This window comes from Bacillus sp. FSL K6-0268 (assembly GCF_038005425.1).
GTDB lineage: Bacteria > Bacillota > Bacilli > Bacillales > Bacillaceae_G > Bacillus_A > Bacillus_A thuringiensis_S.
In genome coordinates this window covers 2,857,063-2,883,147 of record NZ_JBBOTF010000001.1, presented here as the reverse complement: position 1 = coordinate 2,883,147, position 26,085 = coordinate 2,857,063, and the positions used below count along the sequence as shown (strand labels likewise).

Here is a 26,085-nt window from a genome sequence, read left to right as displayed (position 1 = left end):
ATTGAAATAAGAATAATTTCAAAAGCTTAGCTTATATGAGCTGTTTTTATGAACAAAATAACACCAGTTGTGTTTACTACTACTGGTGTTTTCACACGCATATTATTCAAAAGGTAGCTCGATTATAAAGTTTGTTCCCGCTCCTAATTGGCTTGTTACTAGAATAGAACCGTTATGCAATTCTACAATTTCCTTTGCAACAGCTAGCCCGATACCTTTTCCGCCTGTAGCTCGTGTTCTAGATTTATCGACACGATAAAAGCGGTCAAAAATATGCGGGATATCTTCTTCAGGAATACCTTCACCTTCATCTTGTACACTTATTGTAAAAGAATCTGTTTCCATGAGTACACGTATCGTAATAGATGTGTTTTCTGGCGAATGTTGATAAGCGTTGTGTAATAAATTTAACATAACTTGTTCCATACGTCTTTCGTCTATACAAACTTCTAAATCATCTTTGCAATATACATGAAGTTGCATTTGCTTATTCGTTAATGTTGTTTTTGTTTTTTCAACCATTCGTTCTAAAAATGGCTGAAGAAGCACTTTTTGTTTTTTTATAACAAATTGGTGTTGTTCTAATTGTACAAGCATAAATAAATCTTGGACGAGATCGGTTACACTATCCGTTTCATCCTCAATGATTTGTAAGTATTCTTCTCGCTCCTCTTTTGTTAAAGAGTCTCTCTTTGCTACCTTTGCATAACCCTTCATATAGGTCAATGGAGTTAATAGTTCATGAGCGACACTAGCGAGAAATTCATTGCGCTCTTTTTTCATATACGTAAGTTCACTCGATAAATCTTCAATTGTTTTTGCTAAACTTCCGAGTTCATCATTCCGTTTAATACCTAATTGAATTGGTTTATTTAATTTTGACATTTTTTCTGTCGCTCTCTTCATTTTTACAAGTGGTTCTGTAATAACGCGTGAAAAAACAAAGACAGAAATTGTTGTTAAAATAATTGTTAAAACACTAATGATAAGAAATTGGTTCATGAGTTTAAGTAACATATTTTCTAGGAAAGATGTTTTTAATAGCATATATAGCTTTCCTTGAAACTTTGTTGTGTTAAGTGGGCTTACTGTTGTGATGAACTTTGATTTTTTCCAGTTTCTTTCAACGACCAATCCGCCGTCTGGGACAGTTTCTGTTTTACAAGTAAGTTGTTTTTGCATATCTTTTGTTACGGGTTCTGAGGTGGAAATAATTTTGCCGTTATGGTCAGTAATAATGATAGCTATATCGGAGTTAGAAATTGATTCCGATTCAACTAAGTGTGCAGCCTCATTCGTAATATCGAACTCAGGATACACAGGACGTTTAGGATTTTTATTATGTTCAGCGTGTTTCATTTCTTTATAATATTCATCCCGTCTCTCGCGGCTTTTAATTTTTTTACTATAGCGATTACCTTTCTCTAAAAGAGCATCTGTTTCCTCTACAATACGCATTTTTGAAAGGCTTTTATAAAAAGATACGAAAGCAATTGTTTCAATACATAAAGCTAATATTAAAAAGTATGTCCCAATTTTAAGGGAAAGTTTACTCATTTTTTCACCATACCTTATTCATAATAAAGAGTCAGTGGTATACGATTTCCCACTGACCGAAGTAATTATTCACTTTTCCATTTATATCCGACTTTATAGACCGTTTCTAGGTAATCTTCAATTGGAAATCCTTTTTTGCGTAGTTTATCACGGATATTACGAATGTGTGAATCAATTGTTCTATATTCGATATCTGTTTCATAGCCCCAAATTTTTTCGATTAAATCATCTCGGCTATAAGCACGGTTTGTATTTTGCAAAAATAATCCGAGTAACGAAAATTCGATAGGAGTTAATGAGATTTTTTCATCATAAACTGTGACAGTATGTTTCGTTTTATCCCACTCAATACCATTGAAACTAACAAAGCCATCTTTCTTTGTACGGCGTAATATAGCCTCGATTCGTGCGACTAATACATGCTCATCAAATGGTTTTGTAATATAATCATCTGCGCCCATCGTGAGGCCTTTCACCATATCGTAGTTTTGGTTGCGAGCTGTTAACATAATGATAGGAACGTTGGAAATTTGACGAATTTGATAGCAAGTATCCCATCCATCCATACTTGGCATCATAACATCTAATAAAATAATATCGAATTCTTTTTGTTCGATTAATTTTAGTGCTTCAAGGCCAGAGGTAGCTTTCATACAAAAATAGCCGCGAGGGCTTAAGAACAGATCTAATAATCGTAACATACGTTCTTCATCGTCTACTAATAAAATTTTTACCATAATCTTGTGCACCCCAAACTGTTCATTCTACTTGTATAGTTTACATGAAAATAGTCAACTACCCCCACTGAAATGAATCGTTTCAGTGGGGGCTTGAGTTTGAACGCTAGGTCTTTTCGTCCATCGCTAGACAGTTTGACGCTCTAGCATTCATGCCACCTTATGGTAACACCCCAAGTATGTTTTTGGTTGGTACTGGCAACGAATGATTGTTTTCCCACTTGCACCACCCTTTCGAAAAAGAGCAATTCTCCCTTGTGGAAGAAGCCACCACTCAGATGAATCTGGCGTGTGCTACAAGCCCCGACAAGTCGAGTACATATGGATGGTTGACGCACCCACTAAGCTATGCGCGAAGCAACAGCCTTACGTTTTTGCACTTCTAATAGAATCGGCGTTTTCACTTTAAGATTCTCTTTCAATTCTACCACTTTTGATTTGTGCAATGTATTCAGCGCACCATTAATATCAGCGTGGATACATGTTCCTGCTTTACTTTGGTACAGACCACGAGTCATTCGTTTGCCACTAAAGTGATAGTGTGTCCTATCATCCTTAGTCCAAACTGGAACCGGATCTTTATCAAGAAAACTAGCTTTTGAAGTATAGCTTTCTTCTTGTTTGAAAAACCGGATGCCTTCTTTTATACATTTATTCTCAATTGCCGCAATCAGTTTATGAAACGGGATTTGAACAAATTGTTGATTATTCTTTTTTCCCATATCTGATTTTTGTTTCCAACCAGCGTTATAACCTACTACAACCGTATCTACACTACATTCTTTCACTTTTTTAAACAACAAGCCTACAGTTTGTGAAATGTAACCATTTATTTGCCTTTCCCGTTTATGCCAAAGTGCAGCCATTTTGTTCGTTACAACTCGTTTTGAAATTCCGTTTTCAACATTTTTCTGTTGCAGACTACGTATCATTTTATTGAAGTATTGGTTAATGGCTTTTAGTTTTTTACCATCAATTAAAAATGTATCACCTGTATTGGTTACGCAACTTACTAATCTGTCTACACCTAAATCGCAACTCAAAGCGTTATTCGTAGTCGTGGATGTTTTCTTCATTTGAGAAACGTGCATCTCATATGTGTAATGCACCTCAAAGAACCGACCTTTTTGCTTCGGTACAAGCTCAATGTAGGAGATTTTTTTATGTCTTAAGTTTTTCGGCATACGTATTTTAATGGAACCGAATTTTTTTCTGAATGCAACACTCATCGGAATCAGCCAATACCCGTTATCATCCACTTTTGGCACTTGATAGATTTCAATGATTCGTTTGTCAGTTGAATGAGAATAATTCGGAAAATTAGGACGCCCTGTGAATGCTTCAGGATTTTTCTTCCACGTTTCCAATGCCTTAAAAAAGATCTTCACTTCTGCATATAAGGCTCTACGAATAGCCTGCACAGAGTTTGATTGCACGCCCCAGTAGTTCATATCGGCTTGCATGGCGGTATCTACTTCTTTTACAGTAGCCATTTTATTATGGTTCAAATAACTTTGTTTCATCGTGTACAATCCAACATTTCGCAATGCTTTTGAACTATGTGACATGCGTTGCAGTAAGCGGAATTCTTTTGCAGTCAGACTAGCTCGTCCGATATTTTGTTTCTGCGTGAATCGTTGCATGTTTTCTCTTTTCTTTTGTTTGCGTAATACTTTCACTGCTTTCTTTTTAACCATTGTTTTCACCACCTTTCTCAGAGAGTTCATTAAAATTATTTCTTCCCTAAGATAATATTTGAAATGAAACGGAACAAAATGTGAATATAGTCTTCATCGTAATTCCTTTTGGCTCAAGTAACCGAATGATTATCATTATTCAATTTCGTTGTTTTACGATCTATACCCTCCTTATCTAAGAGTAGATTGTATCGTAAGACAAAAAGAAACAAAAAAGTTCAGCCTTATTGACTGACGGCAATTCATCTCCACCTGAATTGTTGGGTTTCACCCGTAACACAAATCAGATGGAGTCTTCTTGCCGAAAAGGATAAAAACTCTTTTTATGTGATTGAATGGAGGGCTGATTTTTTCGCTCAGAGTAATTGACATAAAAAATGCACTAGTTTTGCACAACTATTTTTTATAATAGAAAACGTAGCGACACAAAATACCCTATGTTGCGACATAACGTCATGTCATTTTATTTATAAAATGACAATTCCATTCTATTGTGTATGTGAGATAGAGAGGGTTTTCGTATTCACCTCGCATCGGATAAGAAAAATTTCCTATCTCACACTTTTTTTAAAAGGAGATCATACACATGAATCCAAAAGAAGAAATTTCAAAAAAAGAAAAGCAAGATCGTAATACGGTTGTCATGTGTGTTGCCGTATCTATGGTTATTATTATAAGTTGCGTAAATAAAATTTTAGGGATTTTATAAAATAAAAAAGCTGATTGCTTCTTAAGAAGCAATCAGCTTTTTTCATTATTAGGGGAGTATTCCTATATGATAAACCAAGGTAAAATTGCTAAACCAGAAGTTACAATTGCTGTAGTACATATTAAAAGCACAGCTCGTTTGTTTTGTTTCATGTCACATTCTCCTCTACATATCAATTGAATGCTATACGTTCATTTTGTGATTGGTGCTTTACTAATTAAAGTTTCACTTTATATTTTTAGTATAATGAATGGTAAGGATTGGTACGATCGATAAAGGTGACATGAAGATTACATTGTTGTAATGCAAAAAAACATCTTTCTTATTAAGAAAGATGTTTTTGGAAAACTACCCCGTAAAAGCCCGATTGGTTCAGCTAATACTCAGTGGGGGATGGAAAAATCTCCCACTGAGTAAAGTTTCACTTTATATTGAAGTATTAATCATTTAAGAACAGAACCATATGTTCCTCGTCCCAATATTGACCGTTATGTTTTAATGAACGTTCTTGTACGCCGTAAGTTTGGAAACCTAATGATTCATATAATTTTTTGGCACCAGCGTTACCAACTACAACATCGAGCATAAGTTGTTCTACATGTAATTTATCGGCATTTTCGATAATTGCTTTAATTAGAGCTCGTCCTGCTCCGAGACCACGTGCTTTTGGAGAAACAAAAACGGAGCCAATTTTTGCTTTATGTTCTTGTTTAATAAATGGTTTTGTTTCTAAAGTAGCGATACCAATTAAATCATTATCTTTGAAGACACCTAGAGTATACTTATCCGGATTGCTTAATCGTTTAGCCATAGCAGCTACAGGATCCTCATGTTTCAAAACATCTTCATAAGAAGAGCTAAAAGCTTCCGGATTCTTCGTTAAACCTTCCATACAAACTTTTAAATATATTTCTGCGTCCTCTGTTGTTAATAAGCGAATTTCCATAGTTGTAACCTCCCTGGTGGATTTCAAATAAATCCATTACTTTTATAAGATTGAGTATATGTTTTGTTAGTATTCTCTTTTAATTTGTAAAAGAATGAAAAGATATATGCTACAATGTTTTGTTTTAATTATGTAATGAAATTATATATTAACTTTGTTAACTATTCAAGTGTTTAATATGTTACATTTTTATAACTAAAATAAATCCTCGATTGAGGATTTATTTTTTAAACATTGGATTGATAGCCATCAATTCGTTTTGGATGTGTGTAAATATTACAAGATTCATTTCTAATAAACCCTACGACTGTAATGCCTAAATCATGGGCAAGTTGCAATGCCAGTTTTGTTGGAGCGGATTTAGATAGAACAATTTCACATCCGATTTTTGAAACTTTGAGTAAAATTTCGGATGAAATACGTCCGCTAAATGCGATGATTTTTCCTTTAATGGATATATCGTTACGCAAACAATGACCATATATTTTATCTAATGCATTATGTCTTCCAATATCCATTCTTGATAGGAGGATATTGTTTCGATCACATAGCGCGGTATTGTGAACACCGCCAGTTTGGCGAAATGTAGTAGAAGATTGTTGCAAGGTATTCATTAAATGAAAGCATTCTTCAGGAGTAATTTTTACATGTATATCATGTAAGTCTTTTGCTTTTGCTGCGTCGTTTACGAAAATAAAACCTTGTCTACCTTTTCCGCAGCAAGAAGTGATGTATCGTTTATTATATAAAGTTTGATAGAGCGGATTCACTTTTGATGATTTTACATGGACAATTCCGTTATCTTTTTGAACCCATAGTTCTTCAACATCTTTATAGGAAGAAATAATCCCCTCAGAAATTAAAAAACCAATTACCATATCTTCAATATAATTTGGTGTGCATACGACTGTTACATATTCTTCACCATTCAATTTAATAGTAATAGGAGATTCTGTGACAATCTCATCAAGTTGTTTTGAAAATGTACCAGATTGATAACGTACAATTGTATAAGTCTCTTGCGTAGGCCCCATATTTAATTCCCCTCGTATATTAATATTTAAGCCCTATCTCAGGCTTAGTTTTTCTCTCTAATAAGAGTCCAGTAATAAAGAAAATACTTGGACGTCTCAAGATATTTCTAGATAATGGTCTTAGGATCATTTGGGACAATTCTGTATTCCCCTGTGGATTTACCACACGAAAAGAGTGTTTCTCAGTGAACGCGCGGGGCTCCCTACTCGCAGGCTGAGCAGCCTGATCCTCGAACCTAGATGTTAGTAGCTCTAGGGCGGCTTTCGATTCAGGACTAGCTCTTATACACGAGGTTGTTGGTCGGCGTACACACTAGAGATATCTCGAGACGTCCAAGCAATGATTCTAAATCGAAAGGAGGTCTCTTACGTGAGATTATTTGTTGGTCTAGATGTAAGTTCGTTTGATATGAAAGTTTGCTTTTTAAATGGTGAAGGAGAAAAGCTAGATTCTTTTTCAGTCAGTAATGACTTACCAGGTGCACAGGTACTTAAAGAACGATTATTACAGTGCACAACCAATCAAGAGGTTGAAACTTTAAAAATCGGCTTAGAATCTACATCTGTTTACAGTTTTCACCCATCCATGTTTCTCCATCATGACGAAGACTTAAAAAGATTTGGCACAAAGGTATTTCTTCTAAATCCAAAACAAGTCGCAAACTTCAAGAAAAGTTATTCAGACATGAATAAGACTGACGAAATTGATGCCTTTGTCATCGCTGATTATTTACGATTTGGGCGAAATCAAATGTCCATCGTGAAAGAAAGTCAATACGTGGCATTACAGCAATTAACAAGAGCTCGTTATCAACTCGTTAGAATGTTGACAAAGGAGAAACAACATTTTCTACAACACCTAAGTTATAAATGTAATACGTTCTCACAAGAAGTCGATTCTTCTATATTTGGTAACGCCATGATGGAATTGTTCCTTGAAAAATTCAGTCTAGAAGAGCTAGCTGACATGCCTTTAGAGGAACTCGCTGAGTTCCTACAGGAAAAGAGTAAAAATCGATTTGGTGACCCGAAATGTGTCGCATCAACCATTCAAAAGGCTGTTCGCACGTCGTACCGTTTAGATAAGGTGGTAGAAGACTCAATCGATATTCTTTTAGGAACATCAATCGAAATCATTCGTACCTATCAAAGACAAATTAAAGAACTAGAAAAATCTATTAAGCGGATCATGGCTGGATTAACGCAAACATTAGAATCCATTCCTGGAATCGGGCCTATATATGCCGCTGGTATTATCGCTGAAATTGGCCAAATCGAAAGATTTGACGATGAAACCAAAATCGCAAAATATGCCGGGTTATATTGGCGTACATACCAGTCTGGCCGGTTCACCGCTGAAAATACTTCATTATCTCGTAATGGGAATCATTACTTGCGGTATTACTTAGTTGAAGCCGCCAACTCTGTAAGAAAGCATGTATTGGAATACCAAGAATATTACGCAAAAAAGTATAATGAAGTACCAAAACATCAACACAAACGTGCACTCGTTCTAACCGCAAGAAAATTTGTGCGATTGGTGGATGCGCTACTACGTAATCACCAACTCTTTACGCCTGAAAGGTGTGTGAAAGTGTGACATAAAACTTGTCATCGCTACCTTTCAATCAATTCCAGTATTTTACATGCGGTGCTGGTCTAGTTTCGTGATGTCTTTTTTAAGCAATTTGTCCTTTGATAACTTCAAAATATATTATTTTTCAGTTGACATACTACCGCAGGTCTTTTATATGTATTTCTCTCCCACATTTATCATAAAACAATGGAAAAAATAAAAACACCTATTAACAAGAAGATCACAGATTATTTTGGTTATTATTGTATATGTACGATATAATAGAACTGTAGAATAGTGATATTTTCAAGCTTTCGTAGTTATACCTTATAACATCTAGAATCGACTTCATAAGAAAGTATTTGGGTAGAGCGTTTCAAAAATATGTACAGTAATGCGATTTTGAAAACGGATTCATAATTGTGTTGTACAGTTGGTTGTAAGGAGAGGGGAAACTATGGCAGAACAGACAGTCCGTGTAACCGTCGATGGTAAAGAATTTTCTGCATCAGGTGAAAAGACGATACTACAATTATTTAACGAGAGTAATTTGGAACATCCTCAAATTTGTCATGTACCAGAAGTAGATCCAATTCAAACTTGTGATACGTGTATTGTAGAAGTAAATGGAAAGTTATTGCGTGCTTGTTCAACGAAATTAGAGAACGGTATGCATATCGAAAGACAGTCCCAGCGTGCAAAAGAGGCACAGACTGAGGCAATGGATCGAATATTAGAGAATCATCTATTGTATTGTACCGTTTGTGATAACAATAATGGTAACTGTAAAGTCCATAATACAGTACATATGATGGGAATTGAGGAACAGAAATATCCGTATGAGCCAAAAGTAAGTGCGTGTGAAGTGGATATGTCACATCCATTTTATCGATATGATCCAAATCAATGTATTGCTTGTGGGCAGTGTGTAGAAGTATGTCAAAACTTACAAGTGAATGAAACTATATCGATTGATTGGAGCTTAGACCGTCCACGTGTTATATGGGACAATGGTGTAAGTATAAATGACTCATCTTGTGTAAGTTGTGGGCAGTGTGTAACAGTATGTCCATGTAATGCGTTAATGGAAAAAACAATGCTGGGTGAAGCTGGATTCATGACAGGATTGAAACCGGATGTGTTAGATCCGATGATTGATTTTGTAAAGGATGTAGAGCCGGGATATAGTAGTATTTTAGCAGTTTCAGAAGTAGAGGCTGCGATGCGTAAGACGAAAGTGAATAAAACAAAAACAGTTTGTACATTTTGTGGTGTAGGTTGTTCATTTGAAGTATGGACGAAAGACCGCCACATTTTGAAAGTGCAGCCTGTTTCAGATGCGCCGGTTAACGGTATTTCCACATGTGTAAAAGGCAAGTTTGGATGGGATTTTGTAAACAGTGAAGATCGTATTACAAAGCCATTAATTCGCCAAGGAGATATGTTTGTTGAAGCTTCATGGGAAGAGGCTCTGGAAGTTGTTGCATCCAATATGCAGCATATTAAATCAGAATATGGAAGTGATGCATTTGGGTTTATTTCTTCTTCGAAAGTAACGAATGAAGAAAATTATCTTATGCAAAAACTAGCCCGTCAAATATATGGAACGAATAATGTAGACAACTGTTCCCGTTATTGTCAATCTCCAGCAACAGACGGTTTATTTAAAACTGTCGGTATGGGCGGGGACGCTGGAACAGTGAAAGATATTGCGGAAGCAGGCCTTGTCATTATCGTTGGAGCAAATCCAACAGAAGGACATCCTGTACTTGCAACGCGTGTAAAACGTGCTCATAAATTACATGACCAAAAATTAATTGTGGCAGACCTTCGTAAACATGAAATGGCAGAGCGTGCGGATTTATTCATTCATCCGCGCCAAGGAACTGATTACGTATGGCTCGCTGGTATTACGAAATATATTATTGATCAAGATTGGCACGATAAAAAGTTCATAGCTGAAAATGTGAAGAATTTTGATGAATATAGCAAAATGGTAGAAAAGTATACGCTTGATTATACAGAAGAAATTACGGGGATTTCGAAAGAAAATCTGAAAGAAATGGCTCGTATGGTATATGAAGCAGATGGTACTTGTGTACTTTGGGGAATGGGTGTAACTCAAAATACTGGAGGAAGTACAACTTCAGCAGCAATTTCAAATCTATTGCTTGTTACGGGTAACTATCGTCGTCCTGGTGCAGGAGCATATCCATTACGCGGACATAATAACGTACAAGGCGCTTGTGATATGGCAACATTACCAAACTGGCTTCCAGGTTACCAAGCAGTTTCAGATGATGCGCTCCGTGCGAAATTTGAAAAAGCATACGGTACTACAATTCCGAAAGCACCAGGCTTAAATAATATTGCAATGTTACTGGCGGCAGATGAAGGGAAACTGCGTGGTATGTATGTTATGGGTGAAGAAATGGCTTTAGTAGATTCGAATGCCAACCATGTACAACATATTTTAGCGAATTTAGATTTCCTTGTTGTTCAAGATATGTTCTTATCGAAAACAGCTCGTTTTGCTGATGTTATTTTACCGGCAGCACCAAGCTTAGAAAAAGAGGGAACATTTACGAATACAGAGCGCCGTATTCAAAGATTATATGAAGTATTGAAGCCGCTTGGTGATTCAAAGCCAGACTGGTGGATTTTACAAAAAGTAGCTCGTGCACTTGGCGGGGACTGGAATTATGAAAGTCCAAGTGAAATCATGGATGAAATCGCATCGCTTGCACCTTTATATTCTCAGGCAACATACGATCGTTTAGAAGGATGGAATAGTTTATGTTGGGGTAGCCATGATGGCAGTGATACACCGCTATTATATGTGGACGGATTTAACTTCCCGGATAAACTAGCTCGTCTATCATTAGATGAATGGGTACCACCAGTTGTAGCACCAGATGAGTATGATTTACTTTTAAATAATGGTCGTATGTTAGAACATTTCCATGAAGGGAATATGACGAATAAATCGGCTGGTATTTTATCTAAAGTATCTGAAGTGTTCGTTGAAATCTCGCCTGAACTTGCCCTAGAGCGCAATGTGAAAGATGGTGGTCTTGTAGAATTAGCATCACCATTTGGGAAAATTAAAGTACAGGCACTTGTTACAGATCGTGTAACGGGGAAAGAGCTATATTTACCGATGCATGCAACGGTAAATGAAGAGGCAATCAATATTTTAACTGGAACGGCGACAGATCTTTATACATGTACACCAGCGTACAAACAAACGATGGTAAAGATGCGTGTACTACGTGAAAAAGGGAATCGTCCGTTACCATCTTCAAACCCGAGAGATAAAAAGCGTAATCCGCAAAACGGTGTTGAAATCGAGCAAAAATGGCAAAGAAAACAATACGTATCACTTGTGGACTAGGGGGCGGAGATAGTGGCGAAAGAAATTACTGTAATTAAAAAGAAAGTTGTAACAGAGGAAGAACAGAAACAGCAAGTAGCAGATGAACTTCTAAATGAGCTATCTAATAATCGTGAAGCAGTAGAAGAAACGATGCAGCTTTTAGCACAGTTGCAGAAGGCTGGTATATTAGATGCGGCAATTAGTTTACTTGCTGCGAAGGAAGATGTTTCAAAAATCGCTGTGGAGCAATTAAATCGTGAACCCGTTAAAAATGCGTTAAATAATATGATGGGGGCAGGAGAAGCGTTATCTTCAGTTGACCCAGAAATAACGAAGCAAATTACGTCAAGTTTAGTTACAGGATTGCAATTTGCAACAGATGAATTAAATTGTGGTAAAAAAACAAAAGTGATTGATTTCTTTAAAGTATTAAAAGATCCAGATATCAATAGAGCTATTACATTCGGTTTTAGCTTCTTGAAAGCATTTGGACAAGGGCTAGAGAAAAAATAGAATAAATGAAAAAGTGATGGGAAGTAGCCATCACTTTTTTCATTATATGTATAAGAGTGTTCATGTTAAGCGGAATATATTATTATTAAAAAGATGGATTAGAACTGGAAATATGGAATCCATCTCAAATACCGTTTTAGAATTTGGAGGAGTATATGCAACACCGTAAAAAACTATCTATACCAGGAGTAATGAGACATTCCTTTCAAACAGTTAAATTTGCTTTTTGGAATGTATTAACTTTTCAACTTGCTTATAAATTATTAGCAGCGATTGTGTTTGTTCCACTATTTGGAATCATTTTTAATAAATTATTGTATTTTGGTGGTTATGCAAATGCGACAAATGATGAATTATTAGCGTTTTTAAAGACGCCTTATGGCATCTTAGCAATCGTAATTTTGTCATTGTTAGCACTGTTTCTTATCTTTACAGAATTTGCGGTGCTTATTATTATTTCGTATTTCGCTCATAAAAGACAGAAGGTGAAATTACGTCCGATTTTATATAAAACGGTAACGTATTTACCTACTCTTTTCACATATTGCTTACCAGGATTTATTTTATATGCTGTCGTATTGTTGCCTCTTTTAAATATGGGATATGAAACGGCATTAATCCCGCAAATTCAAATTCCTAACTTCATTACAGGAGAACTGTTTAAGACAACGATGGGACAAGTTGGTTATTACACGTTCTTTGCTGTAGTCGCGTATATAAATCTTCGATGGATTTTCGTTCTACCTATTGTTGTTTTAGAGCAAAAATCATTTCGCGTGGCAGCACGTAAAAGTGCAACTTTAGTAAAGGAAAGCTTTTTTAAAGTACTGCTCTTTTTAGTAGGATTTTTTATTTCAATTGGAATTGTATATGTCGTATTTTTGGGAATATATTTATTGTGCCTATGGGGTGTTTATGAATTTACAAATCCGAAAGGAACATTTGCATTATTAGCAGAATCAACGATTTCTGTATTTTTAACGAGTACATTGTATTTATTTAGTTTTATCGTGACGCCATTTTATATTATGGCGATTACGCGATTATACTTACAAAAGGTACCGGTTGAAGATGTTTTATTAGAAGAAGGATTAGATTATTCGAAAACGAAAGCAGATAAATGTTTCTTCCAAAAACATCGTTGGAAATTTATTGGCGTATATATTGTGGGGATTATTACTGCTGGAATGGTTGTTGCCTTCATTGTAACGTTTATTTCAAATTCGTATAAAGAACCAATTATTATGGCGCACCGCGGGTATATATCAAAAGGCGTAGAAAATACGAAAGAAGCTGTGCAAGGTGCTATTGATGCAAAAGCAGACTACGCTGAAATAGATGTATTACAAACGAAAGACGGTGAACTAGCGGTTATACATGATTTGAAGCTGAAGCGTCTTGCCAATGCCAATGTGCATGTGTCAGATTTAACGATGGCTGAGTTAAGGCAGCTTACCCTTAGTCAAGATGGACTTTCAGGACAAATAAGTACACTTGATGAAATCATTAAGCTAGCAAATGGCAAAATCAAACTTAATATAGAAGTGAAGCTTCATGGGGGCGAAAAAGATTTTGTAAACAAAGTCTTAAAAACGATTAAAGATAATGAATTTGAGAAGCAATGTGTAATTCAAACGTTACACTATCCACTTATTAAAGAGTTTAAACGTGCAAATCCAGATATAAAAGTAGGGTATATATTGTATGCAAGTAGAGCTAACTTAAAGAATGTGAAGGCTGACTTTTACGTAGCAGAAGAATATATGTTAAATAAGAAATTAGTAAAAGAAGCAAGGAAGTTAAACAAACCAATTTACGTATGGACAGTAAATGATATGGAAAATTTAAAGGCATATTATAAGTTAAACGTAGATGGTATCATAACCGATTATCCTGAAGATGCACGTGAAACAATTAAGATGTTAAAAGAGCAAGAAGCGGAAGAAAGTGATCTGTTTGATAAAATTACTGAAACGACAGATGATTTATTTTCTAAGTTATTTATAAGTTACCCAGCTGCTAGCTAAATGCTAGCAGCTGTTTTTTTGTGAAAAGAATATATCTCTAAAGTATTGAGTAAAGTAATAACTGTATATGTATACGTTATCGCTTAGGTTTCTTACATTGTTACATTATTGTCAAATAATAAATGATTGCTGTTTATTTTGAAATAGTATAATAAAAATAGAGTGAAAGATAATGGAATGACACAAAACCCCTAATAGAATCAATGTTTTATATATTTACACTATTCTAAATATAAAAACTTTAGGAAAATGGTATGTTAGCGTTTTCATAACTTTTAAGTTATGCTAGAATAAGGACATAAGTTATTAATTATTACAAAAAGAAAAAAGAATCTCTTTTTTCTGTTAATTATAAGGGGGCATTTCATTATGCGTATTGGGGTACCAGCAGAAATTAAAAACAACGAAAACCGTGTGGCAATGACACCAGCAGGTGTTGTACATTTAATTCGTAACAATCACGAAGTATTCATTCAAAAGGGTGCAGGTTTAGGATCTGGTTTCACAGACGCTCAGTATGTTGAAGCGGGAGCAAAAATTGTTGATACAGCTGAAGAAGCTTGGAACATGGAAATGGTTATGAAAGTTAAGGAACCAATTGAAAGCGAATACAAACACTTCAGTGAAGGCTTAATCTTGTTCACATACTTACACTTAGCTCCAGAGCCAGAATTAACAAAAGCTTTAATCGAGAAAAAAGTTGTTTCTATCGCATATGAAACAGTACAATTAGAAAACCGTTCATTACCATTACTTGCACCTATGAGTGAAGTAGCTGGTCGTATGGCTGCACAAATTGGTGCACAATTCCTTGAGAAAAACAAAGGCGGTAAAGGTATCTTACTTGCAGGTGTTCCAGGGGTTAAACGTGGTAAAGTAACAATCATCGGTGGTGGACAAGCTGGTACAAATGCTGCTAAAATTGCAGTTGGACTAGGTGCGGATGTAACAATCATCGACTTAAGCGCAGAACGTCTTCGTCAATTAGATGACATTTTCGGAAACCAAGTAAAAACTTTAATGTCTAATCCTTACAATATTGCAGAAGCTGTTAAAGAGTCTGATCTTGTAATCGGTGCAGTATTAATCCCAGGTGCAAAAGCTCCAAAACTTGTAACAGAAGAAATGATTAAATCAATGGAACCAGGTTCTGTTGTTGTAGATATCGCGATTGACCAAGGTGGTATTTTCGAAACAACTGACCGTATTACAACTCATGATAACCCAACTTACGAAAAACACGGCGTTGTTCATTATGCAGTTGCAAACATGCCAGGTGCGGTTCCACGTACATCAACTCTTGCATTAACAAACGTAACAGTACCATATGCAGTACAAATTGCTAACAAAGGCTACAAAGAAGCTTGCCTAGGTAACTCTGCATTACTAAAAGGTATTAACACATTAGATGGCTATGTAACATTCGAAGCAGTTGCAGAAGCTCACGGTGTAGAGTACAAAGGTGCTAAAGAATTATTAGAAGCAAAGACAGTATCTTGCTAATAGAAGCATTATACAAAACAAAATCGAACAATATATAAAACAACATGATAAGAGCTAAGAGTGAAGATCTCTTAGCTCTTCTTGGCAAAAGGGGGCATACATCGTGGCCAACCTATTTAAAAAGAAATCCGTTACGCAATTGTTAGGGGAAAGTAAAAGTAAAACTTTGACGAAAACGCTAGGGGCATTTGACCTAACAATGCTAGGGATTGGTGCGATAATTGGTACAGGAGTTCTAGTATTAACTGGATTAGTAGCAGCAAGAGATGCTGGTCCAGCAGTTATTTTTTCATTTATGATTGCAGCAATTGTTTGTGGATTTGCAGCATTATGTTATGCAGAAGTTGCATCTACACTTCCTGTTTCAGGTAGTGTGTACACATATTCGTATGCAACAATTGGTGAGTTTGTTGCTCATTTAATGGGATGGACATTGTTATCCGTATATGTCGTAACGACTGCCGCAGTAGCTGGCGGATGGACGGGTTATTTCAATAATTTAGTGAGTGGGCTGGGACTTGAAATTCCGAAAGCGTTGCTAACGATTCCAGCGCAAGGTGGTATGGTAAACTTACCAGCAGTTATTGTTACGTTAGTGATAACTTGGTTATTATCACGAGGTACGAAAGAAAGTAAGCGTGTGAATAACATAATGGTATTAATTAAAATTGGTATTGTTGTTTTATTCATTGCAGTTGGTGTATTCTACGTGAAACCAGAAAACTGGATACCATTTGCACCTTACGGTTTAAGTGGAGTGTTCGCAGGGGGAGCAGCAGTATTCTTTGCTTTCTTAGGATTTGATGCATTAGCAACTTCTGCTGAAGAAGTAAAAAATCCGCAACGTGATCTACCAATTGGTATTATTGCTTCGTTAGTTATTTGTACAATTATTTATGTTGTAGTTTGTCTCGTTATGACAGGTATGGTTTCTTATAAGGAATTAGATGTACCTGAAGCTATGGCGTATGTGTTAGAAGTTGTAGGACAAGATAAAGTGGCTGGTGTAATTGCAATTGGAGCTGTAATTGGTATTATGGCTGTAATTTTTGCTTACATTTATGCGACAACACGTGTATTCTTCGCAATGAGCCGTGATGGTTTATTACCAAAATCTTTTGCGAAAATTAACAAGAAGACTGAAGCGCCAACATTTTCAGTTTGGTTAACAGGAATTGGTAGTGCTTTAATTGCTGGATTTATCGATTTAAAAGAATTGTCGAATTTAGCGAATATTGGAGCGTTATTAACATTCGCCATGGTTGGTGTAACTGTTATCATTCTTCGTAAAACGCATCCGAAATTACAACGTGGATTTATGGTACCACTTGTACCGATCTTACCGATTATTTCAATTGCATGTTGTCTATTCTTAATGGTAAATTTACCGTTAACAACATGGATATACTTTGGTATTTGGTTAGCAATTGGAGTAGTTGTATACTTTGTTTATTCGAAAAAACATAGTCATTTAAAAGACGATAGCAGTTCGCAGGATAATTTAGATCAAGCTAATTAAAGGGATATAACACAGTAAGCCTTGTGCGTCTAGGGAGCGCGCAAGGCTTTTTCTTTTGTTGAAATAAAGGGAACATATATTACTTTGTTGAATTTTTATGTCGGAATATGAAAAAAAGGGGTGTGCGACTTGTGCATCCTTTTTTGTATGAGAATATAGAGGATGCGGAAAATATGTATATGCCTTATTAAAATGTTCATAAAAAAATTCAGATTTCATTGACACATATGAGCAGGCGCTCATATAATAAGAGTATAAAATATATGAATGATTGTTCATATGTTCAATTAAAGAGGTGAGCTATAATGGCTGGAAATAAAGTAGAAACACCACAAGAGACATGTTCTCAAACGATAATTCATCAAGAAGTTGTTGAGCAAGTAAAACAAACAATTCCAACTGATGAAAGTTTAAGTAAAGTAGCAGAACTATTTAAAGTATTAGGTGACCGTACACGTACGAGAATATTACATGCGCTATTTGAAGCTGAGATGTGCGTTTGTGATTTAGCTTATTTATTAGGAATGACACAATCATCTATTTCGCATCAGCTTCGTGTGTTAAAGCAAGCGAAACTTGTAAAGAATCGTAAAGAAGGAAAGGTTGTTTATTATTCGTTAGCTGATCAGCACGTAATTCATATCTTCGAGCAAGCGTTTGAGCACGTAAACGAAGAAGAATAAAAAGAACGCGAGGAGGGAGAACGATGGCTGAAGCATTAGTGAAAAAGAAATTGATGTTAGAAGGTTTAGATTGTGCGAACTGTGCAATGAAAATTGAAAAAGGTGTTGGGAATATAGAAGGAGTAAATTCTTGCTCTGTAAACTTCGCAACAAAGACAATGATCTTAGAAACAGCACAAAATAAAGAAAACGAAGTTGTTACGGAAGCAAAACAACTCGTTACAAAATTAGAACCGCATATTAAAGTGCAAGAAGAACAAAAAAATAAAATTGCTAAAGAAGTATTTATATTAGAAGGTTTAGATTGCGCGAACTGTGCAATGAAAATTGAAAATAAAGTTAAGGAAATGCCAGCTGTCTCAGAAGCAACTGTTGATTTCGTATCGAAGAAACTACGAGTAGAAGTTGCGAATAAAAGAGAACTAGAAGCGACTGTAGCAAATATAACAAATGTCGTTCAAAAGTTAGAGCCAGATGTGAAAGTTGTTCGTGAAGAGAAGAACGGTCATGACCACGGACATAGTCACGATCATGGTGAAGCAAATGTGAAAAAGATGGTAGGGAGATTAGTGGTTGGCGGAATTTTGACGGCAATTGCTGCATTAGCGGGCTTACCACAAATGGTAACAATTCCGTTATTCGTCCTTGCTTATTTATTAATAGGTGGAGATATCGTTTGGAGAGCGGTAAAAAACATAACTCGTGGCCAAGTATTTGATGAAAACTTCTTAATGGCAATTGCAACTGTAGGAGCTTTTGCAATTCAGCAATATTCAGAAGCTGTAGCAGTAATGCTATTTTATCAAGTAGGAGAACTATTCCAAAGCATTGCGGTAAACCGCTCTCGAAAATCAATTACTTCATTAATGGATATTCGTCCTGATTATGCGAATGTAAAGGTTGGAAATGAAACGAAACAAGTATCACCAGAAGATGTACAAATTGGCGATTATATTATCGTTAAGCCAGGTGAGAAAGTACCATTAGACGGAAAAGTAATTGAAGGAACATCAATGGTAGATACTTCAGCATTAACTGGTGAATCTGTACCACGTGAAGTTGAAGTTGGAAATGATGTATTAAGTGGCTTTGTGAACCAAAACGGTGTATTAACAATTGAAGTTACAAAAGAGTTTGGTGAATCAACTGTATCGAAAATTTTAGATTTAGTTCAAAATGCAAGCAGTAAAAAAGCACCAACAGAAAACTTTATTACGAAGTTTGCGCGTTACTACACTCCAGTTGTAGTTATTACAGCGGCGATCATGGCGTTTATTCCACCGCTTATTTTAGAAGGGGCTACATTCTCTGAGTGGATTTATAGAGCTTTAGTGTTCTTAGTAATCTCTTGTCCATGTGCGTTAGTTGTATCCATTCCTCTTGGATTCTTTGGAGGTATCGGTGGTGCATCTAAAAGTGGTGTGTTAGTAAAAGGTAGTAACTATTTAGAAGCTTTAAATGATGTAAAATATATTGTTTTTGACAAAACAGGAACATTAACAAAAGGTGTTTTCAAAGTTACAAAAATGGAACCGAGCGAAGGTACTACAAGCGAAGAGTTATTAGAGTATGCGGCATTTGCTGAAGTGTATTCTAACCATCCAATTGCCCAATCTATTCGAAAGGCATATGGAAAATCAATTGATGAAAAAATAATCGATGATTATAACGAAATTTCTGGTCACGGTACAGTCGTAAAAGTACAAGGAAAAGAAATTTTTGCAGGTAATGCAAAATTAATGAGAAAAGAAAATATTGAATTTAAACAACCAGAAACAGTAGGTACATTAGTTCACGTTGCTATAGATGGAAAATATGCAGGTTATATTGTTATTTCTGATGAGGTAAAAGAGGATTCGAAACAAGCGATTCAAAAGTTAAAAGAACTAGGTATTAAAAAGACAGTAATGTTAACTGGTGATGCAAAAACAGTTGGTGAAGCTGTCGGTAAAGAATTAGGCTTAGATGAAGTTCATGCGGAATTACTACCGCAACAAAAAGTAGAAGAGATTGAAAAAATTGATGCAGCGAAGCATGGAAAAGAAAAAATTGCCTTCGTTGGTGACGGTATTAACGATACACCAGTATTAGCCCGTGCAGACGTTGGTATTGCGATGGGTGGTTTAGGATCAGATGCAGCAATTGAAGCGGCAGACATCGTTATTATGACTGATGAGCCTTCAAAAATTGCGACAGCTGTAAAAATTGCAAAACGCACAAGAAGTATAGTGTGGCAAAATATCATCTTTGCTTTAGGTGTAAAAGGGATCGTTCTATTACTTGGTGCCTTTGGTATTGCAACAATGTGGGAAGCTGTTTTCTCAGATGTTGGTGTGACACTACTTGCAGTGTTAAATGCAATGCGTGTATTACGAGTGAAAGATTTATAAAAAAGAGGACGCAACCTGCGTCCTCTTTTTTATTGGTTATTTTGTTGAAATTGATTTAATAAAATAATATCAAATATTATTTTACTTTTGAATAATATGATATTAAAATTTACAAATAAAAAACATTCGTCGTATTATTTTAATATATTTTTTACAAATATCCATATAGTATTGAAAAAACAGAGAAGGAGAAACTTCTCTGTTTACTTTTGTATGTTTTTTTCAACTTGTTCTCGAACAGTTTGAATGTAATTCATTTTATGATCCCAACATTCTTGGCTTAAATCGACAGGATACTCTTCGGGATTTAAAGTTCGCATGTATTCTTCCCAAAATAGAGCGAGACTCTGTTCATTATATTGTTGAATATCTAATATACTTGGTAGTTCATATGTTCTTTCACCGTTAACGAAAATGTCTTTATGGAGTTCACGGGCTTCAAAGTTTGTTACGAATTTACTTATATATGTGTGAACTGGATGGAACATTTTTAAGCGCTCTTCTTTTCCAGGTTCTTCAGAATCTAACGCAATATAATCGCCTTCTGCATGATCGTTAACCCGATTGATAATACGATAAATTCGTTTCAGTCCTGGAGTGGTAATTTTTTCAGGATTAGATGAAATTTTAATCGTATCATTTAATTTTCCGGCAGTATCTTCAATCGCAACTAGTTTGTAAACAGCCCCTAATGCAGGTTGCTCAAAGGACGTAATTAATTTTGTCCCAACACCCCATACGTCAATTTTTGCCCCTTGAGATTTAAGGTGCATAATTGTGTATTCATCTAAATCGCTAGAAGCGATAATTTTTGTATTTGTAAACCCTGATTCATCTAGTAGTTTTCGTGCCTTTTTCGATAAATAAGCCATATCACCACTATCAAGACGTATACCATAGAAATCAATACGATCCCCAAATTCTTTTGCAACACGAATTGCATTTGGAACACCAGATTTCAATGTGTCATATGTATCAACGAGAAAGACGCACTTCTTATGAGTTTCAGCGTATTTCTTAAACGCGACGTATTCATCGCGATATGCTTGAACGAAAGAGTGAGCGTGTGTGCCAGCTACAGGGATCCCGAAGCGTTTCCCAGCACGAACGTTGCTTGTAGAGGAGAAACCACCAATAAAGGCAGCGCGTGTCCCCCAAAGGGCGGCATCGAACTCATGGGCACGTCTTGTGCCGAACTCTAAAAGCTCATCATTACTTGCAGCATGTTTCATACGAGCAGCTTTTGTTGCAATTAATGTTTGGTAATTCACAATATTTAAGAGGGCGGTTTCAATAATTTGTGCTTCACCAAGTGGTGCATCAACGCGTAATAAAGGCTCGTTATTAAATACAACTTCACCTTCTTGCATACTACGAATCGTCCCAGTGAATTTCATATTTTGTAAATAATGAAGGAATTCTTCTTCAAATTGTAATTCTGCTAAATAAGCGATATCGCTTTCAGTAAAGCTGAAATTTTCTATGTACTCTACAATTTTCTCAAGGCCAGCAAAAACAGCATAACCGTTCTCGAATGGAAGCTTTCGAAAGTATAAATCAAACACGGAACGGCGATTATGAATACCATCTTTCCAATATGTATAAGCCATGTTGATTTGATATAGGTCTGTATGTAAGGCATAACTATCGTCTTTATAATGAGTCATCGCGAGAACACCTCCATAATTTGGTTATAGTATACCAATTTTTCACCATTCGTAGCAAAGAAGAGATATTGAAGTGAAGTCAAGAGAGAAAAAAATGAAATTATGCATATTTTTTAGAAAATTTATATTTATCAATTTATATTTCTCCAGATTTTATGTATTATTAGAGTAATGGGGTAATGAGAATGGAGGAGGACAATGCAACAAACATTAGAAAAAATAGGCAAACAAGTCTTTTACAAACGGCTTCAGCAAAAAATGACACAAGAAGAATTATGTCAGGGCATTTGTTCTGTCTCATACTTAAGTAAAATCGAAAATGGAAAGATCGAAGCATCAGAAGAAATTCTACAATTGCTCTGCACAAGGTTAGAAATTGCCGTGACGGATTTGAGGGATGTAGAAGAAGATGTGAAGGGGAAGTTGGATGAATGGCTGAATGCACTAGTTCATTTGGACAAGCCACAAGTAGAACGTATATATGAAGAGTTACAAGGTGAAATGAAGCATGTGTTGGATTTTGAAATTATAAATTATTATAAACTGCTGTATACACGTTATTTAATTATGAAAAGGGATTTTCCTGCTGTCGAAAAAGAGTTAGAGAGCTTAAAGAAGATGTACAAAAAGTATTCACCATTCCAAAAATTATTATATACGTATAGCAAAGGGTTATATTATTTTTTACAACATAGATATAAGAAGGCATTGGAGTATTTGACTCGAACAGAAGTAATGGCAAAGGAACAAGGTTATCATGAGAATGGAATATATTTCAATTTGGCTCTTGTTTATAATGAATTAGAAGTTGAACATATGACTTTACATTTTGCTAATGTAGCAATGGAAGGATTTAAGAATGAATATAAATTCCGTTATGTGATAAATTGCCAGTTACTTATTGCGTTGAGTTATATACAAAAAAAGCAATATAATGAAGCACTATCTATTTATAATAATATTTTGAGGGAAGCAAATTCTTTTGCTGATAAAGAAAGTATAACAGCTATTGCTTTAAATAATTTAGGCTTCTTGTACTATAACTTAAAAGATTATTCAAAAGCAAAAGATTATTATTTACAATGCCTAAAGTACAAAAAGGAAGAGGATTTAAATTATATTGATGCAGTGTATGAGATCGCTTTGCAGTGCATTGAATTAAAAGAATTTGAAGAAGCGAAAGATTGGATTAATAAAGGAATAGATGTTGCCAAGAGGGATGAAAAGTATAAAAGTATGCTATATATACTTTCAATGCTTAAGAATAAATACTTTGAAACGAAAGATGTTTATAAAAGATTTTTAGAAGTTGAGGCAATCCCATTTTTTAGAGGCGAAGAAAATAAAAAGGAATTAAAAATGGTGTATTTAGAACTAGCAGGATATCACGAGGAATTACTAGAATTTAAGGAAAGTAATAACTACTATAAATTAGCAATTAATTTATTAGAAGAAAAGGGAGGAAAATAATATGAAAAAAATAATTATTGGTGCTTTGGCTTTGGTAGCTGTATTAGTGGTATTGGAACCGCAATATGCTTGGACATCGGATATTTATGGTCAAGGAGAAAAAGTAGTAGAATTAATAAATTCTTAACAGAAACCCCTTTCCAATCGGAAGGGGGTTTTTCAATATTTGTTCCTCAAAATTCTACAAAACTTGAGAAATAAATTAATTGAATTTTTAGTATATTAATAGTGAAAACATAATGCTAATATGAAACTACTCTTTTTCAAAAAAATTTTATTAGGGGGAAGGTTCATGAAAAAGAAAAGTTTAGCGTTAGTGTTAGCGACAGGAATGGCAGTTACAACGTTTGGAGGGACAGGCTCTGCATTTGCGGATTCTAAAAATGTACTCTCTACGAAGAAGTACAATGAGACAGTACAGTCACCTGAGTTTATTTCTGGTGATTTAACTGGAGCGACTGGTAAGAAAGCAGAATCTGTTGTGTTTGATTACTTAAACGCAGCAAAAGGTGATTACAAGCTAGGGGAAAAGAGTGCGCAAGATTCTTTCAAAGTGAAACAAGTGAAGAAAGATGCTGTAACTGATTCAACAGTAGTACGTATGCAACAAGTTTACGAAGGAGTACCTGTATGGGGTTCTACTCAAGTAGCTCACGTAAGTAAAGACGGTTCTTTAAAAGTATTGTCTGGAACAGTTGCACCTGATTTAGACAAGAAGGAAAAGTTGAAAAATAAAAATAAGATTGAAGGCGCAAAAGCGATTGAAATCGCGCAGCAAGACTTAGGGGTAACACCGAAATATGAGGTAGAACCAAAAGCGGACTTATATGTATATCAAAATGGTGAAGAAACAACATATGCATACGTTGTAAATCTAAACTTCTTAGATCCTAGTCCAGGAAACTACTACTATTTCATTGAAGCAGACAGCGGTAAAGTATTAAATAAATATAATAAATTGGATCATGTAGCAAATGAAGATAAGTCACCAGTTAAGCAAGAGGCTCCTAAACAGGATGCGAAAGCAGTAGTAAAACCTGTAACAGGAACAAATAAAGTAGGAACTGGTAAAGGTGTATTAGGAGATACGAAATCACTTAATACAACATTATCTGGTTCATCTTACTACTTACAAGATAATACGCGCGGAGCAACGATTTTCACATACGATGCGAAAAACCGCTCAACATTACCAGGAACATTATGGGCAGATGCAGATAATGTTTTCAATGCAGCGTATGATGCAGCGGCAGTAGATGCTCATTACTATGCAGGTAGAACATATGATTATTATAAAGCTACATTTAACAGAAACTCTATTAATGATGCAGGAGCACCATTAAAATCAACAGTTCATTACGGAAGTAAGTATAATAATGCATTCTGGAACGGTTCACAAATGGTATACGGGGATGGTGATGGTGTAACATTCACTTCATTATCTGGTGGAATTGACGTAATTGGTCACGAATTAACGCATGCTGTTACGGAAAATAGCTCGGACTTAATTTATCAAAATGAATCAGGGGCGTTAAATGAAGCGATTTCTGATATCTTTGGTACTTTAGTAGAATTCTATGATAACCGTAACCCAGATTGGGAAATTGGTGAAGATATTTACACGCCTGGTAAAGCAGGAGACGCGCTTCGCTCTATGAGTGATCCAGCGAAATATGGTGACCCAGACCACTATTCTAAGCGTTACACAGGTTCAAGTGATAACGGTGGCGTTCATACAAACAGTGGTATTATTAACAAACAAGCTTATTTATTAGCAAATGGTGGTACGCATTCTGGTGTAACTGTAACTGGTATTGGTAAAGATAAATTAGGTGCGATTTACTACCGTGCAAATACACAGTATTTCACGCAATCTACTACATTTAGTCAAGCTCGTGCTGGTGCAGTACAAGCTGCTGCGGATTTATATGGTGCTAGCTCTGCAGAAGTAAATGCAGTGAAGCAATCATTTAGTGCTGTTGGTGTAAATTAAGGATTTAAGGGACAGATATTAATAAAATACTTCAAAAATAAAGAAGGAGCATAGGCTCCTTCTTTATTTTTTTCTCCATTTTTTCCACAAATAAAACAATCCAATAGCGCCTGCGATTGTTACAATCCACTTCGCTTCATTTGTTCCGTTCATAACATGATATGCCGAATATACTTCAATCAATAAGGCCGGTATTTTACCTATTGTACTGGCAATACTGAAGGAGAGTAATGACATTTTCCCTAGAGCTGCAAATAAAGTCACGATACTTGATGGGATGAAAGGTATCAATCGAAACGATAGAACGAGTAGAAAGGCCTCTATACCTTCTACATAAAGAAGACGCTCTACCTTTGGGTACTTATTTACTTTATCGTGAGTGAACTTTTGAAGGCCTATGCGATAAATATAAAACGAGATAATAGCCCCTAAGGCCTCACCTGCGATCGAAATGATTGTGCCATTTGTTACACCGAAGAGCTGTATATTAATGGCGGTTAAAAAGATGCTAGGAATAACACCTAAAAGACTAATGATGATGTTAATTAAGATACTAAGTGGAATTGCGATTGAATAGTATTCTGTTAAGAAATTTTGAATCGTTTCAGCCATTGTTTAAAATCCTTTATCTTTTTTTGCATTACACCATATTTCGTTTGTATAGGCAAGGGTAAATTTACATAATGTA

19 protein-coding genes are annotated in these 26,085 nt (G+C 35.5%); 12 read left to right on the top strand and 7 right to left on the bottom strand.

Annotation, left to right across the window (positions count from 1 at the left end):
* Window positions 1–102: 102 nt before the first annotated feature.
* The 3 genes from MHI28_RS14865 to MHI28_RS14855 all read right to left on the bottom strand — a co-directional run bounded on the left by MHI28_RS14865 (window position 103) and on the right by MHI28_RS14855 (window position 3,991).
* Complete coding sequence (locus MHI28_RS14865) at window positions 103–1,557, bottom strand: HAMP domain-containing sensor histidine kinase (protein WP_000041024.1); 1,455 nt, start codon at window positions 1,555–1,557, stop codon at window positions 103–105.
* A 65-nt stretch (window positions 1,558–1,622) separates the two neighbouring features.
* Window positions 1,623–2,294, bottom strand: coding sequence for a response regulator transcription factor (locus tag MHI28_RS14860; RefSeq protein ID WP_000238957.1), 672 nt, complete (start codon window positions 2,292–2,294; stop codon window positions 1,623–1,625).
* Window positions 2,295–2,635: 341 nt separating this feature from the next.
* Window positions 2,636–3,991, bottom strand: a complete 1,356-nt coding sequence (locus MHI28_RS14855) for an RNA-guided endonuclease TnpB family protein (RefSeq protein WP_000239354.1) — start codon at window positions 3,989–3,991, stop codon at window positions 2,636–2,638.
* Window positions 3,992–4,577: 586 nt separating this feature from the next.
* On the opposite strand from MHI28_RS14855, the gene MHI28_RS14850 reads away from it, so the two are divergent.
* On the top strand, window positions 4,578–4,700 hold the full coding sequence (locus MHI28_RS14850) for a hypothetical protein (protein ID WP_001068392.1): 123 nt from the start codon (window positions 4,578–4,580) through the stop codon (window positions 4,698–4,700).
* A gap of 439 nt (window positions 4,701–5,139) precedes the next feature.
* Here the strand turns inward: MHI28_RS14850 and MHI28_RS14845 are convergent, their stop codons facing one another.
* Together MHI28_RS14845 and fdhD are read right to left on the bottom strand one after the other, a co-directional pair.
* Entirely contained in the window at window positions 5,140–5,646 is a 507-nt protein-coding gene (locus MHI28_RS14845) for a GNAT family N-acetyltransferase (RefSeq protein ID WP_000405874.1), read from the bottom strand.
* 227 nt (window positions 5,647–5,873) lie between these two features.
* Window positions 5,874–6,680 carry a formate dehydrogenase accessory sulfurtransferase FdhD gene (gene fdhD / locus MHI28_RS14840; RefSeq protein ID WP_000529230.1) on the bottom strand — a complete coding sequence of 269 codons (807 nt, stop codon included), beginning with the start codon at window positions 6,678–6,680 and terminating at the stop codon, window positions 5,874–5,876.
* 370 nt (window positions 6,681–7,050) lie between these two features.
* Between fdhD and MHI28_RS14835 the strand changes: the two genes are divergently transcribed.
* From MHI28_RS14835 to MHI28_RS14800, 8 genes are all read left to right on the top strand, one after another.
* A complete protein-coding gene (locus MHI28_RS14835; protein WP_100909797.1) occupies window positions 7,051–8,280 on the top strand; it encodes an IS110 family transposase in 1,230 nt (409 codons plus the stop codon).
* Between the two features lie 433 nt (window positions 8,281–8,713).
* Window positions 8,714–11,650 carry a formate dehydrogenase subunit alpha gene (fdhF, locus tag MHI28_RS14830; RefSeq protein WP_000840671.1) on the top strand — a complete coding sequence of 979 codons (2,937 nt, stop codon included), beginning with the start codon at window positions 8,714–8,716 and terminating at the stop codon, window positions 11,648–11,650.
* A 12-nt stretch (window positions 11,651–11,662) separates the two neighbouring features.
* Window positions 11,663–12,145 carry a DUF1641 domain-containing protein gene (locus tag MHI28_RS14825; protein ID WP_001040537.1) on the top strand — a complete coding sequence of 161 codons (483 nt, stop codon included), beginning with the start codon at window positions 11,663–11,665 and terminating at the stop codon, window positions 12,143–12,145.
* Window positions 12,146–12,300: 155 nt separating this feature from the next.
* Window positions 12,301–14,172, top strand: coding sequence for a glycerophosphodiester phosphodiesterase (locus tag MHI28_RS14820; protein WP_001164710.1), 1,872 nt, complete (start codon window positions 12,301–12,303; stop codon window positions 14,170–14,172).
* Window positions 14,173–14,541: 369 nt separating this feature from the next.
* Window positions 14,542–15,675, top strand: a complete 1,134-nt coding sequence (gene ald / locus MHI28_RS14815) for an alanine dehydrogenase (protein WP_001219743.1) — start codon at window positions 14,542–14,544, stop codon at window positions 15,673–15,675.
* Between the two features lie 103 nt (window positions 15,676–15,778).
* Window positions 15,779–17,194, top strand: a complete 1,416-nt coding sequence (locus tag MHI28_RS14810) for an amino acid permease (RefSeq protein WP_001284899.1) — start codon at window positions 15,779–15,781, stop codon at window positions 17,192–17,194.
* A 305-nt stretch (window positions 17,195–17,499) separates the two neighbouring features.
* A complete protein-coding gene (locus MHI28_RS14805; protein WP_000918379.1) occupies window positions 17,500–17,877 on the top strand; it encodes an ArsR/SmtB family transcription factor in 378 nt (125 codons plus the stop codon).
* 23 nt (window positions 17,878–17,900) lie between these two features.
* The gene (locus MHI28_RS14800) at window positions 17,901–20,267 is read left to right on the top strand and encodes a heavy metal translocating P-type ATPase (protein ID WP_000796565.1); all 2,367 of its coding nucleotides are present in this window, start codon (window positions 17,901–17,903) and stop codon (window positions 20,265–20,267) included.
* A 203-nt stretch (window positions 20,268–20,470) separates the two neighbouring features.
* On the opposite strand, the gene MHI28_RS14795 is transcribed toward MHI28_RS14800, so the two are convergent.
* Entirely contained in the window at window positions 20,471–21,934 is a 1,464-nt protein-coding gene (locus MHI28_RS14795; RefSeq protein ID WP_000150190.1) for a nicotinate phosphoribosyltransferase, read from the bottom strand.
* A 198-nt stretch (window positions 21,935–22,132) separates the two neighbouring features.
* On the opposite strand from MHI28_RS14795, the gene MHI28_RS14790 reads away from it, so the two are divergent.
* The 3 genes from MHI28_RS14790 (at window position 22,133) to MHI28_RS14780 (ending at window position 25,397) form a co-directional block, all read left to right on the top strand.
* A complete protein-coding gene (locus MHI28_RS14790) occupies window positions 22,133–23,404 on the top strand; it encodes a helix-turn-helix domain-containing protein (protein WP_001187951.1) in 1,272 nt (423 codons plus the stop codon).
* A 1-nt stretch (window position 23,405) separates the two neighbouring features.
* Window positions 23,406–23,531: an NprX family peptide pheromone gene (locus MHI28_RS14785; RefSeq protein WP_000720172.1), complete on the top strand. Its 126-nt coding sequence runs from the start codon at window positions 23,406–23,408 to the stop codon at window positions 23,529–23,531.
* Between the two features lie 165 nt (window positions 23,532–23,696).
* Window positions 23,697–25,397: a M4 family metallopeptidase gene (locus tag MHI28_RS14780; RefSeq protein WP_000730377.1), complete on the top strand. Its 1,701-nt coding sequence runs from the start codon at window positions 23,697–23,699 to the stop codon at window positions 25,395–25,397.
* Between the two features lie 63 nt (window positions 25,398–25,460).
* Here MHI28_RS14780 and MHI28_RS14775 read toward each other — a convergent pair whose 3' ends face one another.
* Complete coding sequence (locus MHI28_RS14775; protein ID WP_000852229.1) at window positions 25,461–26,009, bottom strand: TVP38/TMEM64 family protein; 549 nt, start codon at window positions 26,007–26,009, stop codon at window positions 25,461–25,463.
* Window positions 26,010–26,085 lie beyond the last annotated feature (76 nt).

Coding starts and splice junctions, on each gene's coding strand:
- MHI28_RS14860 (WP_000238957.1), bottom strand. CDS start 2,294: ATGGTAAAAATTTTATTAGTAGACGATGAAGAACGTATGTTACGATTA.
- MHI28_RS14790 (WP_001187951.1), top strand. CDS start 22,133: ATGCAACAAACATTAGAAAAAATAGGCAAACAAGTCTTTTACAAACGG.
- fdhF (WP_000840671.1), top strand. CDS start 8,714: ATGGCAGAACAGACAGTCCGTGTAACCGTCGATGGTAAAGAATTTTCT.
- fdhD (WP_000529230.1), bottom strand. CDS start 6,680: ATGGGGCCTACGCAAGAGACTTATACAATTGTACGTTATCAATCTGGT.
- MHI28_RS14795 (WP_000150190.1), bottom strand. CDS start 21,934: ATGACTCATTATAAAGACGATAGTTATGCCTTACATACAGACCTATAT.
- MHI28_RS14865 (WP_000041024.1), bottom strand. CDS start 1,557: ATGAGTAAACTTTCCCTTAAAATTGGGACATACTTTTTAATATTAGCT.
- MHI28_RS14850 (WP_001068392.1), top strand. CDS start 4,578: ATGAATCCAAAAGAAGAAATTTCAAAAAAAGAAAAGCAAGATCGTAAT.
- MHI28_RS14805 (WP_000918379.1), top strand. CDS start 17,500: ATGGCTGGAAATAAAGTAGAAACACCACAAGAGACATGTTCTCAAACG.
- MHI28_RS14785 (WP_000720172.1), top strand. CDS start 23,406: ATGAAAAAAATAATTATTGGTGCTTTGGCTTTGGTAGCTGTATTAGTG.
- MHI28_RS14855 (WP_000239354.1), bottom strand. CDS start 3,991: ATGGTTAAAAAGAAAGCAGTGAAAGTATTACGCAAACAAAAGAAAAGA.
- MHI28_RS14820 (WP_001164710.1), top strand. CDS start 12,301: ATGCAACACCGTAAAAAACTATCTATACCAGGAGTAATGAGACATTCC.
- MHI28_RS14845 (WP_000405874.1), bottom strand. CDS start 5,646: ATGGAAATTCGCTTATTAACAACAGAGGACGCAGAAATATATTTAAAA.
- MHI28_RS14800 (WP_000796565.1), top strand. CDS start 17,901: ATGGCTGAAGCATTAGTGAAAAAGAAATTGATGTTAGAAGGTTTAGAT.
- ald (WP_001219743.1), top strand. CDS start 14,542: ATGCGTATTGGGGTACCAGCAGAAATTAAAAACAACGAAAACCGTGTG.
- MHI28_RS14775 (WP_000852229.1), bottom strand. CDS start 26,009: ATGGCTGAAACGATTCAAAATTTCTTAACAGAATACTATTCAATCGCA.
- MHI28_RS14780 (WP_000730377.1), top strand. CDS start 23,697: ATGAAAAAGAAAAGTTTAGCGTTAGTGTTAGCGACAGGAATGGCAGTT.